The organism is Fictibacillus sp. KU28468 (assembly GCF_026153615.1).
In the GTDB taxonomy this organism is placed as follows: Bacteria; Bacillota; Bacilli; order Bacillales; family Fictibacillaceae; genus Fictibacillus_C; species Fictibacillus_C marinisediminis.
This window is the reverse complement of record NZ_CP110666.1, coordinates 3,269,441-3,287,215: the sequence shown is the minus strand read 5'-3', so window position 1 is coordinate 3,287,215 and position 17,775 is coordinate 3,269,441. Positions and strand designations below refer to the sequence as shown.

The following is a 17,775-nucleotide window of genomic DNA, read 5'->3' as shown; positions in this document are numbered from 1 at the left end:
ATACCTATAATATACAAACAAACGTTCTTGTCAAACAAGAAATATTTGTTAAACTAGAAGAAGCAGGCTGTTTGAGTGATCCACAGCCTGCAAAAAGATTTAAAATGTATTGTAAACATTGTCGCACTCTTCAGGAGTGGGCTGATAGAAGCAATGGAGTTTATATCTGGCGACAAACGGCTGGCCATACCAGGTAGGCGGACAATTTCCCTGCGGTCTGAAATACCATAAGCTATATTTTGCCGGCCAGTATCTTTCTCCATTAATGGCGCGTTTTGCCAGACGTTTTTCACTCGATCTTGCTGCTTGATAAAAATATCCGTGTGTTACGGCCTCAAACGCATGGGGCTGGTAAATCATCTGGGGAATCGTCCTCAGCCCTCTAAAATCGGAACAATTGGCACGGATCCTGTTAATACCAACATTTCCAACCAGCTGCATTCCCCGGACGCCTTCTCCTTCTCCTTCCGCTCGAAGCAATCGGGCGAACAACGTAATATCTGAACTGCTGGCTTGCACAACGGCCACGGTATCACCTCCAAGAATCCTTCCTTAAACTATATAAAAAATAAGTTTGGGCCATAACCGAAAACCATAATTTAATCCTATGTTTTGGTAAATGGGAATAAAATCCAATAATGAGAAGGATACACGTCCTGTTTGAAGAATCAATAAAAAAAGATGCAGGAGGTTTAAAACATGATTGAACAAGCGAATCATGAGGAAACAGCGTACATACTATCCAATGCTGCTCTTTCTGCAAATGAAGGATTGCAAGGGACTGGGGTTCTAACGCAGGAAAAGGCAGAGCATATGCTTACCGCTATCATGGAAAAGGGGGCGTATCACCTCGTATACAAAGATCGGGATAAAGTAGGCGGCTGGAATCATGATTGGTCATAATACGGATTATTTTACTGAAAAAGAGATCGGTTTTATTTATGACGTCTACATACTGCCGGATTATAGGGGAAGAGGACTCTCTAAAAAACTAGTCGAGGCAGGAATCAGTGAGTTAAAGGAAAAAGGGTATGAAGAAGTTAGGCTCAATGTATTTGACACCAATTTTGCGAAAGGCATTTACGAAAAAATGGGTTTTGAGCCGCTGCAAACGATCATGGTGTATAAGTGATGAATGATGAATCTAAAGAGATTGAACCAGAAGAAATAACGGTTCATGGGTTACCAGCAGAAACACTCGATTGATGACTTTCCTAAAAGTCACAGCCGTGGGTCAAAGGGTTGGTCATCCTGTTATTGGTTGTTTTCGGAGGAAGCTTGCTGATCGGTATTCTGGGCTCTTTATAGAATCAAAAAAAAAAGGGCTGTCCTGAAAGTCGAAAATTGACCTTCAGGCAGCTCCTTTGACGTGAAAAATCTTTGAACTTCACATTTTCTTCGTGCGATAAAAAGCTGCCGGAGCCTTCCTTGTCCTGCGGGACTAGCGTGACAGGTGAGACTCCCGCAGGCGCTTGCGCCAAAAAGTAGGCGTTCACGCCGGTAAGGCTCACCGCACGCCCTGCGAAAGTAGGCGTTTACGCCGGTAAAAGCGAGCAGCCTGGAGCAGAGATCAACAGCTACCAGACTTCTTGGACAGCCCCTTTTTTGGATGGGCCATAGAAGCAATGTCTAGCTCCAGCGACCAGGGCTGAAAACGAACTGGAAGGACGAAAACAAATGCTCTTTTCGTCTCTGATCGCTTGCGCTCTTTTTTACCAGCCCCGCTCGTATTGTACAGGGATATCAAGTGCTTCTTTTTGATGAACCGTTACGGCGGCACGCAATGGCCAATATGGATCACGAAGGAGCTCGCGTGCAAGCAGTACAAGATCTGCTTTTTCGTTGCGGATGATTTCATCAGCCTGCATGCCTTGTGTGATCAAACCTACTGCTGCAGTCGGAATACCGGCTTGTTCGCGAATTTTTTCAGCAAAAAGATTCTGGTAGCCGGCGCCGACAGGAATCGGCGCTTTCGGCAGATTACCGCCGGAACTGCAATCAATCAGGTCTACTCCTTCATCTTTCAGCAGCTTGGCCAGCTCGATGGAATCCTCAAGCGTCCAGCCGTCATCTACCCAGTCTGAAGAGGAGATGCGGACAGTGAAAGGAAGGTTTTCCGGCCATTCTTTTCTCATCACACGAACGGTCTCGATGAAAAAGCGAATACGGTTTTCGAAACTGCCGCCGTATTCATCAGTCCGTTTGTTTGAGACGGGAGAATAGAAGCTGTGAGCCAAATAGCCATGAGCTCCGTGGAATTCCATCCATTCAAAGCCCGCTTCCCGTGCTCTGATGGTTGCAAGCCTGAAGTTTTCCTGAATCTCTTTAATTTCTTCTACACTTAATTCTTTAGGTTTTTTGTATCCATCACTAAAAGGGATCGCGCTTGGGCCGACCACATCCCAGCCGCCTTGTTCGTTCGGAACTCCAGCAGCAGATGCTTCTTTTTGTTTCCAAGGGCTGTACGTAGAGGCTTTTCTTCCGGCATGTGCCAGCTGGATGCCTGGTACAGCTCCATGTTCTTTTATGAAACGGGTGATACGTTTAAAAGGTTCAATGTGCTGATCTGTATAGATGCCAAGATCTTCTGGCGAAATTCTGCCTCGGGCTTCTACCGCGGTAGCTTCTACGATAACCAGACCCGCTCCGCCAACAGCGCGTGAGCCTAAGTGAACAAAATGCCAGTCATTCGGCATTCCATCCTCAGCACTGTATTGGCACATGGGAGAAACCCCAATTCTGTTTCGAAGTGTTATATCCTTGATGGTAAGTGGAGAAAAAAGATGTTGCATGGACAAGTTCCCTCCTGTAATTTTAAAAGTTAAAAACAAAACCATAGTAACACAATCAAAATAATATGATAAAACAATGTGCTTGTAATAACGGAAATTCACAGCTTTTATTTTACCCCTTAGAAGAAGAATGTATAACACGGACAAAAAATGACGCGCCAACTGAAAAAGAGACAGAAATGGAGAAGGAAAAACTTCCTTTTTTATCGAATGTAATGCCTTAGAAAGATAAAGGCAGGTGGATTATGTCATACTCTGAAAAACTTATCCAAAAGGTTAAGGAAATGTACATTTTGGACCATAAAGCAAGAGTTCATATTGATAAAACACAGCATTCCATCAATGTTTTCTTTAGTGATATGAAGTTCAAATTAAGAATTGTGGAAGAAAAAACAGATGAGATCAATATTCGAATAAATGAAGCAGTGCCAGGTGTTTTTGCACAAATTATGATTAAACAGACAGTGCTCAGTTTTGAACGGACTCCGAACGGAACAATCCTGGTACAGCTAAAGGATGAGGGAGAAGTGGGGGAACTTGATACACTCGGATGGGACGGCGGCCGGGTGGCTTCCGAACGGTATGACAAGGAGTTTACGATTCCTTTGCTGAACAGTTACCTAAAAGAAGCGTTTGACCAGATTTTATTTTAATAAAAAGCTCTGCTAGTCAATGTTGTTGATTAATTAGTGAGGTGTGATTGAATCGCCTTTTGAAAAGCAGAAGGGTGTAAGCAAGCTTTTACCCTTCTGCTTTTCGGGCGCTTCATTTGTTTCACAAATTAGCCGGCTCTTTTCATCGCCAGCTAAAACCCCTTATTATTGGGGAAAAAGGCTTGAGGTCCTCTTTTAAGCATCAGTATGCGCTGCCCATTATTAAAGGAAATCAACAATATCCCTTTTAACAAAACCTAAAAAAAAAACAAGGCGGTTTCTAAAAGAACCGCCTTGTTTTTCTATCAACTTAAAATGTATGTGCGGCATCCTTCGCGCGTGCAATACCGTTTTCTTTAATTTCTTGAGCCTTATCAGGCATAGCAGCATGCCCTTCAATAAATACTCCTTCCAATGAAGGAACCCCGAAGAAGTTCATCATTACATTCAAATAACGATGCCCCATTTCAAGATCAGCAGCTGGGCCTTCTGAGTAAACACCGCCGCGAGCTTGAATATGAAGAGCTTTCTTGTCCGTTAAAAGACCAACTGGTCCTTGTTCTGTATATTTGAATGATTTACCTGCAACAGCTACTGAATCAAGATAAGCTTTCATAACTGGCGGGAAAGAGAAGTTCCACAATGGTGTAACGAAAACGTATTTATCGGCTTCAACGAACTTTTCGCTCAGTTCACCAAGACGCTGTACTTTTGTTTTCTCTTCAGCAGATAGTTCTTCAAACCCTTTTCCGCTTTGAAGTTTTCCCCAGCCGCTGAATACGTCAGCGTCAATTTGCGGAATGTTTTCTTTATAAAGGTCGATATGCACCACTTCGTCGTCTGCATTCACTTCTTTATAAGTGTCGATAAAAGCCTTACCTGCAGCCATACTGAAAGATTGAGTTTCATTATGCGGGTGGGCTGTAATATATAATACTTTTGCCATAGTGTATTCCACCTTTACTGGTTGTGATATAGAGCAGTTATTGTAATTTCCCTGCATTAGCAATTATTAATCATAGGCGCAGATTTGTGAAGTAGGCACATTCATGTGGTATAGTATAAAAAAAGGTACTGTAAAACGGAGGGCCGCTTTATGAAGAAAAATCCAGAACAATGTCAGGTGGTTGTGGCACTCGATCTGATCGTGGGAAAGTGGAAACCGATCATCATTCAGCATCTGCTTTCCGGTGATATTTTAAGGTTTAACGAATTACGAAGGTTAATGCCGGATATTACCCAGCGCATGCTGACGCTTCACCTGCGTGAATTAGAAGAGCAGGATATTGTACAAAGGGTGGTCTATCCCCAAATCCCACCGAAAGTAGAATACTCCATTACCGAATACGGCAAAAGCTTAGGGCCGATTATGGATGCTATGCACTATTGGGGCGCAGCCCATGTGGAGCATATGAAGCATAAAAAGGAACAAGAGGACTCTTCTTTTAATGGAGAGGCGAATTAAAAAGGAAAGCTGGCTGGATTTCCTTTTTTGATTCCGGCATTGTTGAAAAGTGATGAAGGCAAAGGAACAACCATCCTTCTGGATTTTCCAATTCACGAACCACTTGAGGAAATCGTTCCAGACGTAAAATAACAAAAAAGCCGCCGGTCACAAGCGAAGGAGGTCCAAGCTTTGACCAGCGGCTTTTATTAATTCTGCATCCTGATGGCCATGTCCGTAAAGCATAAGAAGAACGGTCGTATAGAGAGCCTTAAACCTTGCGAGTTCTTGGGTCTGAAGGTCTATTTCGCCATATACATGAAAGAACATCTCCCGGCCTTCTGGAGGAAGAAAACTGTAGACGATGGACAGGTCGACTGCAGGATGACCAATATGTACGTCTCCCCAGTCAATGATTCCCGAAACTTTCCCATTAGCATCCACTGTTATGTTGCGAATATGCAGATCTCCATGTACGAAAACTTCATGTCCAGCCGTTTCGTGCGGTTCTGTATCTTGAACGATTTGCTCAAGATCATCCACTCGTTCATAAAGCTGAAGGTCCCTAATTTCGTTTAAAAAGCCAAGCAGCTTTGGACGGCGATTCACGACACCTAATCGATCCAGCTCATCATAAGGCACTTGCAGGGACTTTGCCTGTTCTGCCGGAAACGCATGAAGTGCCCGAAGAAAACGGCCTAGCGGCACCGCTGAGGTTATTCGTTCTGCATGAGATAAACAGCCTGGCGGTTTTCCGGGAATAAGATAGTAGCCGGTAAAAGGCCAGGGATACAAATCTGGAACGGGTGAGCCAAAATAACATGGTGTGGCAATCGGTAACGGCATTTTTTCTGCTAAAGGTGGCAGCAACCTGTTTTCAGTCTTTAAAAGGGGGACCGCGATCGCTCGGCGTGGAAACCGGAAAATATATTTTCCATTTACAGAATAAACAGTATTATCAAAACCTTTGCCTATTTCATTGACTTCTCCGGGTGCAAGTTCCGGGAACTGACCTTCAATGAGCTGTTTTGCCATAAAAGGTGATACAACCATTTCAGCATCCCACACATTTCCCATTCAGAATCCCCCTCTTAAACCAATGATATTATTAATTTATACAATTGGACGGTGAAGTGGCAAGCAAAACCAAGGAGACAAAAGCCTGCCAGGAACATAGAGCTCCGCATGACACTGGGACTCATCAGCCGTTTGGAGAAATGAACAGTAAATACAAGATTGAGGTTCCATAAGAACAAACCCAGAATAATGGCAAAACTGCAGGCAAGAGAGAATACAACAGAGTAGGAAGAGGTTAAGATATTCAGGGAAGTTCCGAAAACACCAAACCAAAAAATGAGGGAAATGGGGTTGGCAAGCGCGATCATTAACCCTGTTAGGTAGGCACCTCGCCGGTTCATATCGTTCTCTGTAGTTAGCTTTAAGGAAAAGGTTAAGGCTGAACCTATACTCTGAAATCCTAGATAGATTAATAGAATAATGCCAACTATGTACATGATTATTTGTATCCAGTTTACCTGCATCATTTCACCCAGGCCAAAATAAATGCCGAGAAGGAGAAGAACATCCCCGGTAAGTCCTCCAAGCCCTACACACCAGGAAGCAAGGAATCCTTGTGTCAGCCCGCGTTTCATTACCTCTATATTCATCGGCCCAATTGGTGCCGCCAGACTCAGTCCCAAAAAAATAAAATGTGCGAATGAAATGAAGAACTCCATGTCTGACCCCTTTCCTTGCCCTCTTTTCTACTGTATGCCTTTAGGGGGAGGAGACATGCGTTTTTATAGAAAAGGGGGAATTGGATACTAGTTTGTATGAATGTTTTCGATATATGGAAATGTTTTAACCAGGAAGAAACGTGGAAGAGTACGGTGTGCACTTAAAATAAGTAAGGGAGGATTTTTTAGTGAAACCACATCAGCTCTATATTAATGGAGAATATGGATCTTCCACTTCCAATGAAACGATTGATGTAGTAAATCCCTCGACTGAAGAGGTGATTTCGACCATATATAATGGAACAGAAGAAGACATCAACCGAGCGATCGAAGCAGCTTTTGAAGGACAGAAAAAATGGGAAAAAGTCCCGAGTATCCAGCGCGGCAAGGCTGTCCGAAAACTGGGAGACAAAATTCAGGAGAACCGCGAGACTTTCGTTAAACTGCTGTCAGAAGAACAGGGAAAAAGCATAGAGGCAGCTGGAGGAGAGGTCGATACCGCGATTGAATACTTTTACTATATGTCCGAATGGGCCCGCCGTATCGAAGGCGAGATTGTACCGAGCGATCGGCCAAATGAAAACATCTTTATATACCGTAAACCGATCGGAGTCGTTGCAGGAATCGTTCCTTGGAATTTTCCGGTGTTTATTTTGGCAAGAAAGGTTGCAACAGCTCTTATCACAGGCTGTTCCATCGTCCTGAAGCCGAGTCAGCAGACGCCTAACACAGCAGCAGAATTCACGAAGCTGATTGACAGCATGAAGAATGAAATTCCTCCGGGTGTCTATAATTTTGTAACGGGCAAAGGTTCAGTGATCGGCAATGCGATGGCTACTCATCCTAAAGTAGGGATTGTCACCATGACTGGAAGCGTTGGTGCCGGATCTAAAGTGATGGAAGCGGCAGCGAAGAACATTACCAAAGTGAATCTTGAGCTGGGTGGAAAAGCACCAGCAATTGTCACCGAACACGCCGATCTCGATCTGGCGGTTGAGAAAATCAAAACGTCGAGAATTACGAATGCTGGCCAGGCTTGTACGAACGCTGAGCGTGTCTATGTGCATGAAAAAGTGGCCGATGCGTTTATTGATAAAATGGTGAATGCGATGAGAGAGACAAATGTAGGAAAGGCATCAGATAAAGATACTGAAATGGGGCCTCTGGTCAGCCAAAACCGTCTGGAAACTGTTCATGAGATGGTAGAGGGTGCTGTGAAAAGCGGTGCTAGAGTGCTGACAGGCGGCAAACGGGCAAATATCGAAAAAGGATACTTTTACGAACCGACGGTCATTACGAATGTCACCCAGGATATGAAGATCATCCAAGAAGAAATATTTGGACCTGTTCTCCCGGTGGTCACATACAAAACGCTTGACGAGGCGATCGAATGGGCCAATGATTCCGATTACGGTCTTTCTTCTTCCATCTATACGGAAAACGTGCACGAAGCGATGAGGGCTGCCAATGAATTGAAATTTGGTGAAACCTTTGTAAACCGGGAAAACTTTGAAGCCATCCAGGGTTATCACGCTGGCCGCAGAAAATCTGGCCTTGGCGGCGCGGACGGAAAACATGGCGTGGAAGATTTCCTTGTGACACATGCTGTCTATATGGAATACAAAAACTAAAAAACAGCATTAAAATCAGTCTGGCATATCATGTGCCAGGCTTTTTTATGTGGAAATACTTATTGTTCAATGAAAATATTTATAATATTATAATAAATATAAATTACAAAAAAAGGAATGAACAGCTGATGCAAAGGACTCCGTTTATCAGTTTCTGGATTGCAGAAACGAGCATATCTTTAGCCGACGTGGTCTATATCATGGCGGTTACGACATTTATCTATCAAAAAACGGGATCCGCATTAATCTCTTCATTATTCCCGCTTTTTCAGGCAGTTGCCCGTCTTTCTGCAGGATTTACGTCACCATTGCTGCTGAATAAATTTAAATTCAGCAAACTTCTCATTAGTCTGCAGGGGATTAAAGCACTGCTGCTCACTTTGCTTCTTATCGGATTCGGTTCGATTGCCTCTCATATTATATGGCTGCTTGCATTTATCCTCATCATTTCGTTCATTGAAGGATGGGGGAGCCCTTTCCTCAGTTCGGTCGTACCAAAAATAGTTCTGAGGGAAGAACTTGTAAAAGTAAACAGTTCTTTAGCGATTACGAATCAATCTGTACAGATTGCAGGATACACATTTACAGGTTACGCAGTCATTAAATGGGGGCACAGTCCTGTATTGATCGTGACGGCTGCTCTCATGTGGCTGGCGGTAATCTGCTTAATCATTTGCGGCCGGTATTTTTATGAGAAAGAGGAGGTAAAACCTTTCCCTTCAACGAAATGGGCCCTAATGAAAGAGGGCTGGATCTACTTGTGGAAAATTCCATCCCTGCGTATGGTGACGTTGATGGATGCTATTGAAGGAGTGGCAGGCTCGATTTGGATCGGTTCGCTGACACTGATTTATGTAAAAGAAGTTTTACATAGGGGCGAGCAATGGTGGGGGTTCATTAACGCTAGCTATTATGCCGGAACGATTCTAGGCGGAATTTGCACCCTATGGCTGGCCAAAAGAATTCAGAAACATCTAATCTTAAGCATGGCAGCAGGATCATTCCTGTTCAGCCTTTTTACCTTTTTATATGGTTTAAACAGTGTTCCGTTCTTTGCACTTCTTTTGTGTGTGGCCATGGGACCTGCCTATCAGCTCAGGGATGTTGCACAGCAAACAGCTTTCCAAACCAACATTGAGAGTGAACATCTGCCCAAAGTGTACGCCAGCAGGGGAATTCTATTGTCCATCATTACGAGCCTATCTATATTTTTAATGGGCTTTGTAGCAGATGCAATCAACATCCGTGCCGTTTACATTCTTGGAGCTGCTCTAATTATGGTTTCTGCTGTCTTGTCTTTTTCCTTGCTGCAGGCGAAGAGAAAAGAAGTAGCAGGTCTAAGCAGTCCTTTATAATGAGAAGAAACAGGAAATAAGGAGAAGGATATGAAAAAAACCAAAACGAACGCGATGAGAATACTGGACAAGGAAAAAATAGACTATGAAATTATGAGTTACAGTACAGAGGACGGCAAGATTGATGGGGTATCTGTGGCTCGCAAAATAGGGCGTGAGCCGGGGGTTGTATACAAGACACTGGTTGCCCAAGGCTCTGGCAAGGAATATTATGTTTTTGTAATTCCCGTCGAAGCGGAGCTTGACCTAAAGAAAGCGGCCAAAGCGGTCGATGAAAAGAAAGTGGAAATGCTTCCTGTAAAAGAATTGCTGGCCGTTACAGGATATGTTCGAGGGGGCTGCTCGCCTGTAGGCATGAAAAAACTGCTTCCTACAATCATAGAAGAAGCGGCGAAAGCACAGGAGACCATCATCGTAAGCGGAGGAAAGATTGGACTGCAGATCGACCTGTCACCGAGAGATTTAGAAAGCGTGACAAAAGTTAAATATGCAGCAATCACGAAGTAAATAACGAGGGGGATGGAACCTTTTTTCAGGGTTCCGCTTTTTTAATGGCAACCTTACATCATTGTAAGAAAGTGTAAGGTTTGCACATGGTAAAGGAGCCTCGTTCCCTCATAAAATAGAAATAGAGGAAAAAGGAAAAATCATTAAAAAAGGGGCGAAAAATGACACTTACACAATTTAATAATGAAACCTTTAGGAGTATCAATGATCTGGCCGGCAGTTTTTCCGCTGCAAACCCAGTCATGGTGTTTTTAGCGAAGTATATGCTCTATGCACTTGGAATCCTTGTTATCGGCTACTGTTTCACTCGCTCCAACCGCAACCGGCTGATGATGGTTTTTGCGATCGTGAGTTGTGGGATAGCAGAGATTCTTGGCAAACTGGCAGGTCTGCTCTATTCTCATCATCAGCCTTTTGCGGAACTGTCGAACGTGCATCAGCTGGTCGAGCATGGAATTGATAATTCATTTCCAAGTGACCATGCCATAATCTTCTTTTCAATCTGCACCACCATTTGGTTCTTCAGAAGGAAAGAAGGCTTCATTTGTCTTCTGCTCGCTTTTTGCGTCGCCTTTTCACGCGTTTGGGTGGGTATACATTATCCCCATCGATGTAATAGCAGGGGCATTGCTGGGTGTTGTGTCATCACAAATTGTTTATAAAACTATGATTTCTAGTCGTTTGGTTAAGCGTTATGCAAAAAGTGGCACAAAGGAGAGAGTGGAGAACTTTTGATAAGTTCTATTAAAAAATAAACAGGTAGAAATCCATCGAATAGTGTCGCGTTTAAACCGTTTGAAAAGCATTTTCAGAGTCTCCACTGTCGGGAAAACACTTTTGCTGCCTAATTGCATGGTTTTTTCCAGAAAGGAACGGCAAAGAAACTTGTACAATAAACGGATCTATACCGATTGCCGAGCAGCTTCTTAGCTGCTTTTTTAGTTTCTAAATTGTACCAGCTCTATTAGAATGAATATAAGATAAAGTTTGGGAAATTGGCAGATAACCCGTGAAAAGAAAGGAAGAATGGTAGTGTCTATACAAAGTGTTTTGATGAAAGAAGAAAACCTGGATGCCTGTATTGAACTGTATCAAAACGTTTTTAACAGCAGTCCTTGGAGTGAGAACTGGACCGTTGAAACGGCAAAGGAAAGGTTATCCGATTTGCTGAATACACCAAAGTTTCTCGGTTATGTATTTTATGAGAGCGGCCAGCTCATTGGCTTTATAGCGGGCAACAGCAAAAAGACCGATAACGGTTTAACGTTCTATATTGCTGAACTCTGTGTAAACAACAAGATTCAAGGGAAGGGCTATGGCACTAAAATGCTGAATGGGTTTGAAGTAGAACTGAAAAAAAGAGAGATTCAAAGTCTATATTTATTAACAGCTAAGGAAGGATTGGCACAAGCGTTTTACGAGAAAAATGGTTTCAGAGTGAACGAAAACCGGATCGTCATGAACAAGGCTCTATAAAAGGGGGGACTGCAATGATCATCTATCCATATCTAAAAAAAGGAGCCACTATTGGGGTAACAGCCCCTTCGTCTGGTTTACAGCCTGAGCTTCATGACCTTTTATAACAAGCCATTCAGCAAATGAAGGATGAATGATTCCAAGTAAAAAGCGGCAAGACGCCTTGGACACAAAGCAAGGCCAAATCAGCAGATGCAGAAGCACGTGGCGATGAATTTAACGAGGCGATGCAGAGTGAAGGGATCGATATCATTATTCCTCCATGGGGCGGGGAACTTCTAATTGAGATGCTGCCTCATGTGGATTTCGAGAAGATGAAGCGCAAATGGTTGCTGGCAACTACCTTAAACACTGGAATGGCCACAGCACATGGGACCAATCTCATCGATTTAAGGGGAGAAGACACCGATCATACAACGGCCATGTGGAAATCTGTACTTTCTACTGAAGCAGGTGCTTCCGTCCTGCAGCGTTCTTCTGAAAAATTTCAGAAGGAATGGCAGCATGGAACTCCTTCACCTCATGTCTTTCATCTGACCGAACAAACTTTGTTCAGTACACTGAAGATAATTAAATAATTATTGCTTCCGAAAGAGGTATTGCTTGGAGTAGTACCCTCTAACATTGCTTACGTTCGCTGCCATGAATCTAAAAAAACTGGCAAACTGGACATAGCGAGGCCCATGTCCAGTTTGAATCAACGATTATTTCCCTCTATAAAAACGGACAAACCCCTTTTCAAAGAAAATTGAAAAGGGGTTTGTCTACGGTCTGTGAGAACGCCTTAAAGGCGTTCTATAGAAATAATTAATTACCAGCGATATTTCTTCTTTTTCTTTTTGAAGGAGCTGGAACTGGAACTGGAGCTTGAGCTCGACTCAACGTGCTTTTTGCTGGAGCTTGAGCTCGACTTAACGCGCTTTTTGAAGGAGCTTGAGCTGGAGCTCGACTCAACGTGCTTTTTGAAGGAGCTTGAGCTGGAGCTCGACTCAACGTGTTTTTTGATGGAGCTGGAGCTCGACTCAACGTGTTTTTTGATGGGGCTGGAGCTGGAACTCGACTCAACGTGCTTTTTGCTGGAGCTGGAACTGGAACTAGACTCATCAAATTCTTTCTTCTTTTTCTTCTTGCAATCACATTTTGGAAAGCCAGGGTCTATGATCTCATGTATTGATTCTTCTTTATAGACATGGCGAGGGACATATTTGATATGCTCTTTTTTAATACGGATGATAGGGTGAACGAATGTTACTTCTTTTTCGGTATATACGTCTTTAACAATATATTCTGGATCACAATAAATTTTTTTTCGAGATTTCTTTTTTTCTCCCATTTAATTTCACCTCCTACTCTATTAAATGCATATAGAGAGACGTTGGCATGGACAAGCTACTTATTTCTAAAAAAATTGTGCTGTTGGGGTGAACGTTATCACTAATCCCATTCTTTAGTTTGATCATTCTACAACTAAACCAGCTAATAGTTTGTCAAAATTTTTTTAATTAAATAGATTTTTATATGCTAAACATACGCATGCCAAATAACCTTTCCAACCTGCTGTTTGGAAGCTTTTTCTTTATTTAGCCAAATTGATTAACTTAGCTATATCTTGGAAAGTTATTTTGCTTTTTAAAAGGGCAAATATCCATTGTAAAAGCTTATTTGCACAGGCTATAACAACTGGTGACACTTGGAGCTGACAGATACTAATCGGTTGAGGGCTTATCCTTATTAACAAAAGCGGTATGAACCGTTTATATCCGACAAGCGTTGGAGATCCTGACAAGAACACGTTTTTGGTGTTCGTAGGAGGGATTGCAACGACCTCGAGGATATGGTTCATGGAGCTGGACGTTAGCATCAGTGAAAGTTTGGATAAAGTTATCTAGTTTTGAGGGAATATACCTCAAAACAAGGTTTGTCAGCGACAAGATATACAAGGAAGCAAACGACGAGTCTCCGGAGTGTACCTAGACGTACATGAGGAAGAGGAGGAGTGCGCTGACGAAGAAGATCGCCGTTGATCACAAAGCGTATAGTCTGGTGGCGATAGCGAAGAGGTCACACCCGTTCCCATACCGAACACGGAAGTTAAGCTTTTCAGCGCCGATGGTAGTTGGGGGCTTCACCCTGTAAAAGTAGGACGTTGCAAGGCAAAAATGAGGCACTGTTGGATTTTCCAGCGGTGCTTTTTTTATTGTGAAATCGACAAAGTTCGTTTTCCCTCCTCTTTTGTTCTTTTACACGAGTTGATAAGCTCTTCGCTATCCGACTCCAAAAAATTTGCTTTTCTTCTTTATATCTTTATTAGCTTATTAAAAATGGTCTTGTATGATGGAGCCTACCTTTGAAAGCCATAGTGTGGATAAATGTAAAATATCGGTACTATGGTCCAATTTAGGGACTATGATATTACAATATTCACAAAATTATTTATATTGGAGGTTATCCATGAAAAATGTAGAAATAATTTTAGATGCGATTTTTACTTTCTCATTGCAAAGGTTCAAAAGAGAAAGAAATAATATAAAATGAGACGATGCTATTAATTTTTCGTTCAGGGAGGACAGCCTATGAAAAAGTTTTTTGCTTTTCAAGTGTTAATTGCATTGGTTATAGGAGCGCTTATCGGACATTTTTTTCCTGAATTTGGCCAAGCTTTAAGACCAGTTGGGGACGCTTTTATTCATCTTATTAAAATGATTGTTGTGCCTATTGTTTTCACTACAATTGTCATTGGGTCATCAGGCGGCGGAAGCATGAAAAAAATGGGTTCATTAGGACTTAAAACAATTATTTGGTTTGAATTCATTACCACGTTGATTCTAGGTATTGGTCTTTTACTTGCTAACACTTTAAAGCCAGGTGCCGGGCTTAATATGTCTCATCTTGCAAAGAATGATATCGCACCATTAAATGAGGGCGTTTCCAAAGTTGTTGATTTTAAAACAATGCTAGTTAACATCATCCCAAGCAACATTGTTGATGCGATGGCAAAAAGTGATTTGTTAGCTGTTATATTCTTCGCTATATTATTTGGTGTTGCTGCTGGAGCCATTGGCAAAGCGTCAGAGCCGGCAATAAAGTTTATGGAGTCAGTCGCCAAAATTATGTTTAAACTGACACAAATGGTCATGGTAACTGCACCGATTGGTGTACTCGCTCTCATGGCAGCCTCTGTAGGTCAGTTTGGTATCGCCCTTTTAGTCCCTATGGCAAAGTTAATTGGGGTCGTGTATCTTGGGCTTGCTATTGTTATTTTCGGTCTGTTTCCTTTGATCGCTTGGTTCTTAAAGATTTCTTACTTTAAATTGTTTCGAATGATATGGGATTTGTTCCTTATCGCATTTTCTACAACAAGTACGGAAACTATTCTTCCGCAGTTAATGAGTAGAATGGAGGCATATGGTTGTTCGAAACGTGTTGTATCTTTTGTTATTCCTTCTGGACTATCATTGAATTGTGATGGTTCGACATTGTACCTTTCAGTTTGCTCTATTTTCTTAGCACAAGCATTTGGAATCCCAATGGATTTTGGCCAACAGTTAATTTTAATGGGGGTTCTTGTTGCAACCTCAAAAGGAATTGCGGCTGTTCCATCCGGCTCGCTGGTTGTACTTTTAGCCACCGCCTCAGCAGTAGGGCTTCCTGCAGAAGGCGTCGCCATTATCGCAGGCATTGACCGTGTGCTGGATATGGCACGTACTGCCTGTAATACACCCGGACATGTTCTCGCTTGTATTGTGGTTTCAAAGTGGGAAAAAGAGTTCCGTCAGCAGGAATGGGTTAATACTCAAACCGAACAATCAAGCATTCGACAGGCATAAGAGAAAAGTTACTTATTCTCAAAGTTGAGGTGATGGTCTTCGGACCAAAATGAAAATCTGAAAAACGTTGATTTATCAAGGTTCATCCATCTTTTTAAAACATTTTGAAAAAGGTAATTAATCAATATCAGCATGGAAGGATGATAGAAATGTCGATTGAAAGCGTTAAAGCTTATTTGAAGCAATGGAACCGGGAAAAAGATGTGATGGAATTCGATGCATCCAGTGCAACCGTTCAACAGGCAGCCGATACGATTGGTGTCATTCCTGCAAGGATTGCCAAAACGTTATCATTCAAAGGAGAAGATGGACCCGCTATGCTGATCGTAGCGGCAGGAGATGCGAAGATTGATAACAAGAAATTCCGCCAGCAGTTCGGTTTTAAAGCGAAGATGCTTTCCCCGGAAGAAGTGCTGGAGCAAACCGGTCATGCGGTAGGCGGTGTTTGTCCGTTTGGTTTAAAGAATGAGATTGATGTCTATCTGGATGAGTCGATGAAAAGATTTCAAACACTCTTTCCGGCATGTGGCAGTTCGAATTCTGCAATTGAACTAACAATTGATGAGATATACGAGTATTCCAATGCTAAGGAATGGATAGATGTTTGCAAAGGCTGGGAATCAGAAGAAAGCAATGAGAAAGAAGCAGTGAAAAGCAGCTTATCATAGTTGTGAGATCAAGGACCTTATTCAGGGTCCTTTTTTTTTTGGATTTTTACTTTTTTTTCTAAAATATAAACTTCCTTCCATTAAACTTCGTCTATAGTAGTAGAGAGGGGTTGGTGGTGATGGTATCATGCACAATCAGCAGTTTAACAGTATGCCTGTATTTGAAAGAATTGATGGAGCAGATCATGAAGGATTACGGCAAGGATGTTCTGTACCTTTGTTATACGTATGTGAAGGAATGGAATCTGGCAGAGGATCTGGCGCAGGATGTTTTTGTGAAAATTTATAGCAAAGCTGACACCTATAGAGGTGAAGCCAAACGAAAGACGTGGATCTACAAGATTGCCATCAACCACTGCAAAGACTATATCAAAAGCGCTCATTACCGTTACTCTGTGGTCACAGAAAAAATTCAAAAGTACATAAAAGGAACCTCTTCTTCCGTTGAAGATCTGGCTCTTTATAAAGATGAAAAACAAACCCTATATCAGCACATTTTTCGGTTGCCGGTGAAATACCGTGAAGTGATCTTTCTCTTTTATTATGATGAGTTGTCACTTCAGGAAATCAGTGAATCATTGAACATCAACATTAACACGATTAAATCAAGATTAACGAAAGCAAAAAGTTTGCTGAAACACTCTTTAAAAGGAGGGCAGTGACATGGAGGAACTAAAAGGATTTAGAAACCACATGGAAAATACCACCTTTAAGAACCGGAACTTTGGCGAAAAACAACGGCAAATCGTCCATCAAAGGTACAGGGATATGAAATCAGAGAGTACTGCTTTCCGCCGTAAAACGGTTATTATGCCGATTGTCAGTGTAATCGTCTGCGCCTTATTTTTCTTCATTACAGCTTCTCTTGTGACTGACCATACTGCCAAGCTTGATCCGAATTCAGGGAATGCCTTGACAAAACGCCAAATGGTCAAAGCAAGCGTCCTAAAGGAAGCGAATAAAAAAGGCGAGGTTGTCTCTTATTTAAAAGCAGGAATAGAAATGTTCGACAGCAAAACAGATAATTTGGAGTACATGCTTCGGCTTACTAGAAAGGGAGAGAAGGGAGAGCCGTTTCAAACAAACATCTATTATATAAAGAAAAATAGAGTGTATAAGAATAAGCTAATTTTTGACGGGAAGCGTTTTATCTATAAAAATACCGTCCCTGGTCTTGGCGAGCTAAAAACCTATCAATGTAAAGCACTGGAGTGGCGAAATGTTGTGCTGACAGGCTGTAAAGGTGAAAAAGAGGGCAACGATGTGCTGGTAGTGCCTACAACCATCTCAGATTCTAAATATGCAGAGGCAAGAGAGTAGATTTTAGGTAACGATTAGGGGGGATATAATGAAAAATGTAATTGTATTCATCGTTACATCAGCAGTAATCGTTTTGGTTAATGTTGTCTTCTCATTTGTCATAAACGTCCATTTTATTGATTTAGCGTTCATTGTAGGTTTGCTTTCAGCTGTTGTTTTTAAGTTTTTTACTTCATCCGGCGGTTTAACGTCCAATATGATTCGGCTTCAGGCACAGGCACAAACAGGAATGAAGGTTGAGGAGGAAAAAAAAGCCTACACACCCGGCATTCCGTTTTATACCGCGATTGCCTATACGGTCCTTTCTCTAATTGCTACAGTTGTCTACTACAAAGAGTATTTTTTAAAATAAGGGAACGAAGCGAG

At 42.2% G+C, this 17,775-nt stretch carries 19 protein-coding genes, 1 rRNA gene and 2 pseudogenes; 15 read left to right on the top strand and 7 right to left on the bottom strand.

Translation table 11 applies throughout. From position 1 onward, the window contains the following. Positions 1-99: 99 nt before the first annotated feature. Positions 100-528 (bottom strand): cell wall hydrolase, encoded by a 429-nt coding sequence (locus OKX00_RS17185; protein ID WP_265408178.1) that lies wholly within the window; start codon positions 526-528, stop codon positions 100-102. Between the two features lie 171 nt (positions 529-699). Here OKX00_RS17185 and OKX00_RS17180 point away from each other — a divergent pair. Further along, positions 700-1,132, top strand: a pseudogene (locus OKX00_RS17180) (GNAT family N-acetyltransferase). 178 nt (positions 1,133-1,310) lie between these two features. On the opposite strand, the gene OKX00_RS17175 reads toward OKX00_RS17180, so the two are convergent. Together OKX00_RS17175 and OKX00_RS17170 are read right to left on the bottom strand one after the other, a co-directional pair. After that, positions 1,311-1,511, bottom strand: coding sequence for a hypothetical protein (locus tag OKX00_RS17175; protein ID WP_265408177.1), 201 nt, complete (start codon positions 1,509-1,511; stop codon positions 1,311-1,313). 201 nt (positions 1,512-1,712) lie between these two features. Then, positions 1,713-2,792, bottom strand: coding sequence for an NADH:flavin oxidoreductase/NADH oxidase (locus OKX00_RS17170; RefSeq protein ID WP_265408176.1), 1,080 nt, complete (start codon positions 2,790-2,792; stop codon positions 1,713-1,715). A 245-nt stretch (positions 2,793-3,037) separates the two neighbouring features. Between OKX00_RS17170 and OKX00_RS17165 the strand changes: the two genes are divergently transcribed. Further along, positions 3,038-3,445: a hypothetical protein gene (locus OKX00_RS17165; RefSeq protein ID WP_053355235.1), complete on the top strand. Its 408-nt coding sequence runs from the start codon at positions 3,038-3,040 to the stop codon at positions 3,443-3,445. A 310-nt stretch (positions 3,446-3,755) separates the two neighbouring features. Here the strand turns inward: OKX00_RS17165 and OKX00_RS17160 are convergent, their stop codons facing one another. Next, positions 3,756-4,391: an FMN-dependent NADH-azoreductase gene (locus OKX00_RS17160; RefSeq protein ID WP_265408175.1), complete on the bottom strand. Its 636-nt coding sequence runs from the start codon at positions 4,389-4,391 to the stop codon at positions 3,756-3,758. A 150-nt stretch (positions 4,392-4,541) separates the two neighbouring features. Here OKX00_RS17160 and OKX00_RS17155 point away from each other — a divergent pair, with 150 nt between their 5' ends. Continuing rightward, positions 4,542-4,910 (top strand): winged helix-turn-helix transcriptional regulator, encoded by a 369-nt coding sequence (locus OKX00_RS17155; protein WP_265408174.1) that lies wholly within the window; start codon positions 4,542-4,544, stop codon positions 4,908-4,910. A gap of 147 nt (positions 4,911-5,057) precedes the next feature. On the opposite strand, the gene OKX00_RS17150 is transcribed toward OKX00_RS17155, so the two are convergent. Both OKX00_RS17150 and OKX00_RS17145 read right to left on the bottom strand, forming a co-directional pair. Then, positions 5,058-5,966 carry a phosphotransferase gene (locus tag OKX00_RS17150; protein WP_265408173.1) on the bottom strand — a complete coding sequence of 303 codons (909 nt, stop codon included), beginning with the start codon at positions 5,964-5,966 and terminating at the stop codon, positions 5,058-5,060. A 14-nt stretch (positions 5,967-5,980) separates the two neighbouring features. After that, the gene (locus OKX00_RS17145; protein WP_265408172.1) at positions 5,981-6,625 is read right to left on the bottom strand and encodes a LysE family translocator; all 645 of its coding nucleotides are present in this window, start codon (positions 6,623-6,625) and stop codon (positions 5,981-5,983) included. 188 nt (positions 6,626-6,813) lie between these two features. Between OKX00_RS17145 and aldA the strand changes: the two genes are divergently transcribed. From aldA to OKX00_RS17115, 6 genes and pseudogenes are all read left to right on the top strand, one after another. Further along, on the top strand, positions 6,814-8,256 hold the full coding sequence (aldA, locus tag OKX00_RS17140; protein ID WP_256227221.1) for an aldehyde dehydrogenase: 1,443 nt from the start codon (positions 6,814-6,816) through the stop codon (positions 8,254-8,256). A 128-nt stretch (positions 8,257-8,384) separates the two neighbouring features. After that, positions 8,385-9,611: an MFS transporter gene (locus OKX00_RS17135; RefSeq protein ID WP_265408171.1), complete on the top strand. Its 1,227-nt coding sequence runs from the start codon at positions 8,385-8,387 to the stop codon at positions 9,609-9,611. A gap of 30 nt (positions 9,612-9,641) precedes the next feature. Then, complete coding sequence (gene ybaK / locus OKX00_RS17130; protein ID WP_265408170.1) at positions 9,642-10,118, top strand: Cys-tRNA(Pro) deacylase; 477 nt, start codon at positions 9,642-9,644, stop codon at positions 10,116-10,118. Positions 10,119-10,279: 161 nt separating this feature from the next. Then, complete coding sequence (locus OKX00_RS17125; protein WP_265408169.1) at positions 10,280-10,780, top strand: undecaprenyl-diphosphatase; 501 nt, start codon at positions 10,280-10,282, stop codon at positions 10,778-10,780. Positions 10,781-11,150: 370 nt separating this feature from the next. Then, positions 11,151-11,594: a GNAT family N-acetyltransferase gene (locus tag OKX00_RS17120; RefSeq protein ID WP_416054251.1), complete on the top strand. Its 444-nt coding sequence runs from the start codon at positions 11,151-11,153 to the stop codon at positions 11,592-11,594. Positions 11,595-11,608: 14 nt separating this feature from the next. After that, positions 11,609-12,154, top strand: a pseudogene (locus OKX00_RS17115) (LD-carboxypeptidase); the annotation flags it as partial. Between the two features lie 251 nt (positions 12,155-12,405). Here the strand turns inward: OKX00_RS17115 and OKX00_RS17110 are convergent. After that, a complete protein-coding gene (locus OKX00_RS17110; protein ID WP_265408167.1) occupies positions 12,406-12,927 on the bottom strand; it encodes a hypothetical protein in 522 nt (173 codons plus the stop codon). A 706-nt stretch (positions 12,928-13,633) separates the two neighbouring features. Between OKX00_RS17110 and rrf the strand changes: the two genes are divergently transcribed. The 6 genes from rrf (at position 13,634) to OKX00_RS17080 (ending at position 17,761) form a co-directional block, all read left to right on the top strand. Next, a 5S ribosomal RNA gene (gene rrf, locus OKX00_RS17105) occupies positions 13,634-13,749 on the top strand. A 418-nt stretch (positions 13,750-14,167) separates the two neighbouring features. Further along, complete coding sequence (locus OKX00_RS17100) at positions 14,168-15,421, top strand: dicarboxylate/amino acid:cation symporter (RefSeq protein ID WP_062235809.1); 1,254 nt, start codon at positions 14,168-14,170, stop codon at positions 15,419-15,421. A gap of 149 nt (positions 15,422-15,570) precedes the next feature. Beyond that, on the top strand, positions 15,571-16,089 hold the full coding sequence (locus tag OKX00_RS17095) for a YbaK/EbsC family protein (protein WP_265408166.1): 519 nt from the start codon (positions 15,571-15,573) through the stop codon (positions 16,087-16,089). 119 nt (positions 16,090-16,208) lie between these two features. Next, entirely contained in the window at positions 16,209-16,751 is a 543-nt protein-coding gene (locus tag OKX00_RS17090; RefSeq protein ID WP_265408165.1) for a sigma-70 family RNA polymerase sigma factor, read from the top strand. A gap of 1 nt (position 16,752) precedes the next feature. Then, on the top strand, positions 16,753-17,409 hold the full coding sequence (locus OKX00_RS17085; RefSeq protein ID WP_265408164.1) for a hypothetical protein: 657 nt from the start codon (positions 16,753-16,755) through the stop codon (positions 17,407-17,409). Between the two features lie 28 nt (positions 17,410-17,437). Continuing rightward, entirely contained in the window at positions 17,438-17,761 is a 324-nt protein-coding gene (locus OKX00_RS17080) for a hypothetical protein (protein WP_265408163.1), read from the top strand. Positions 17,762-17,775 lie beyond the last annotated feature (14 nt).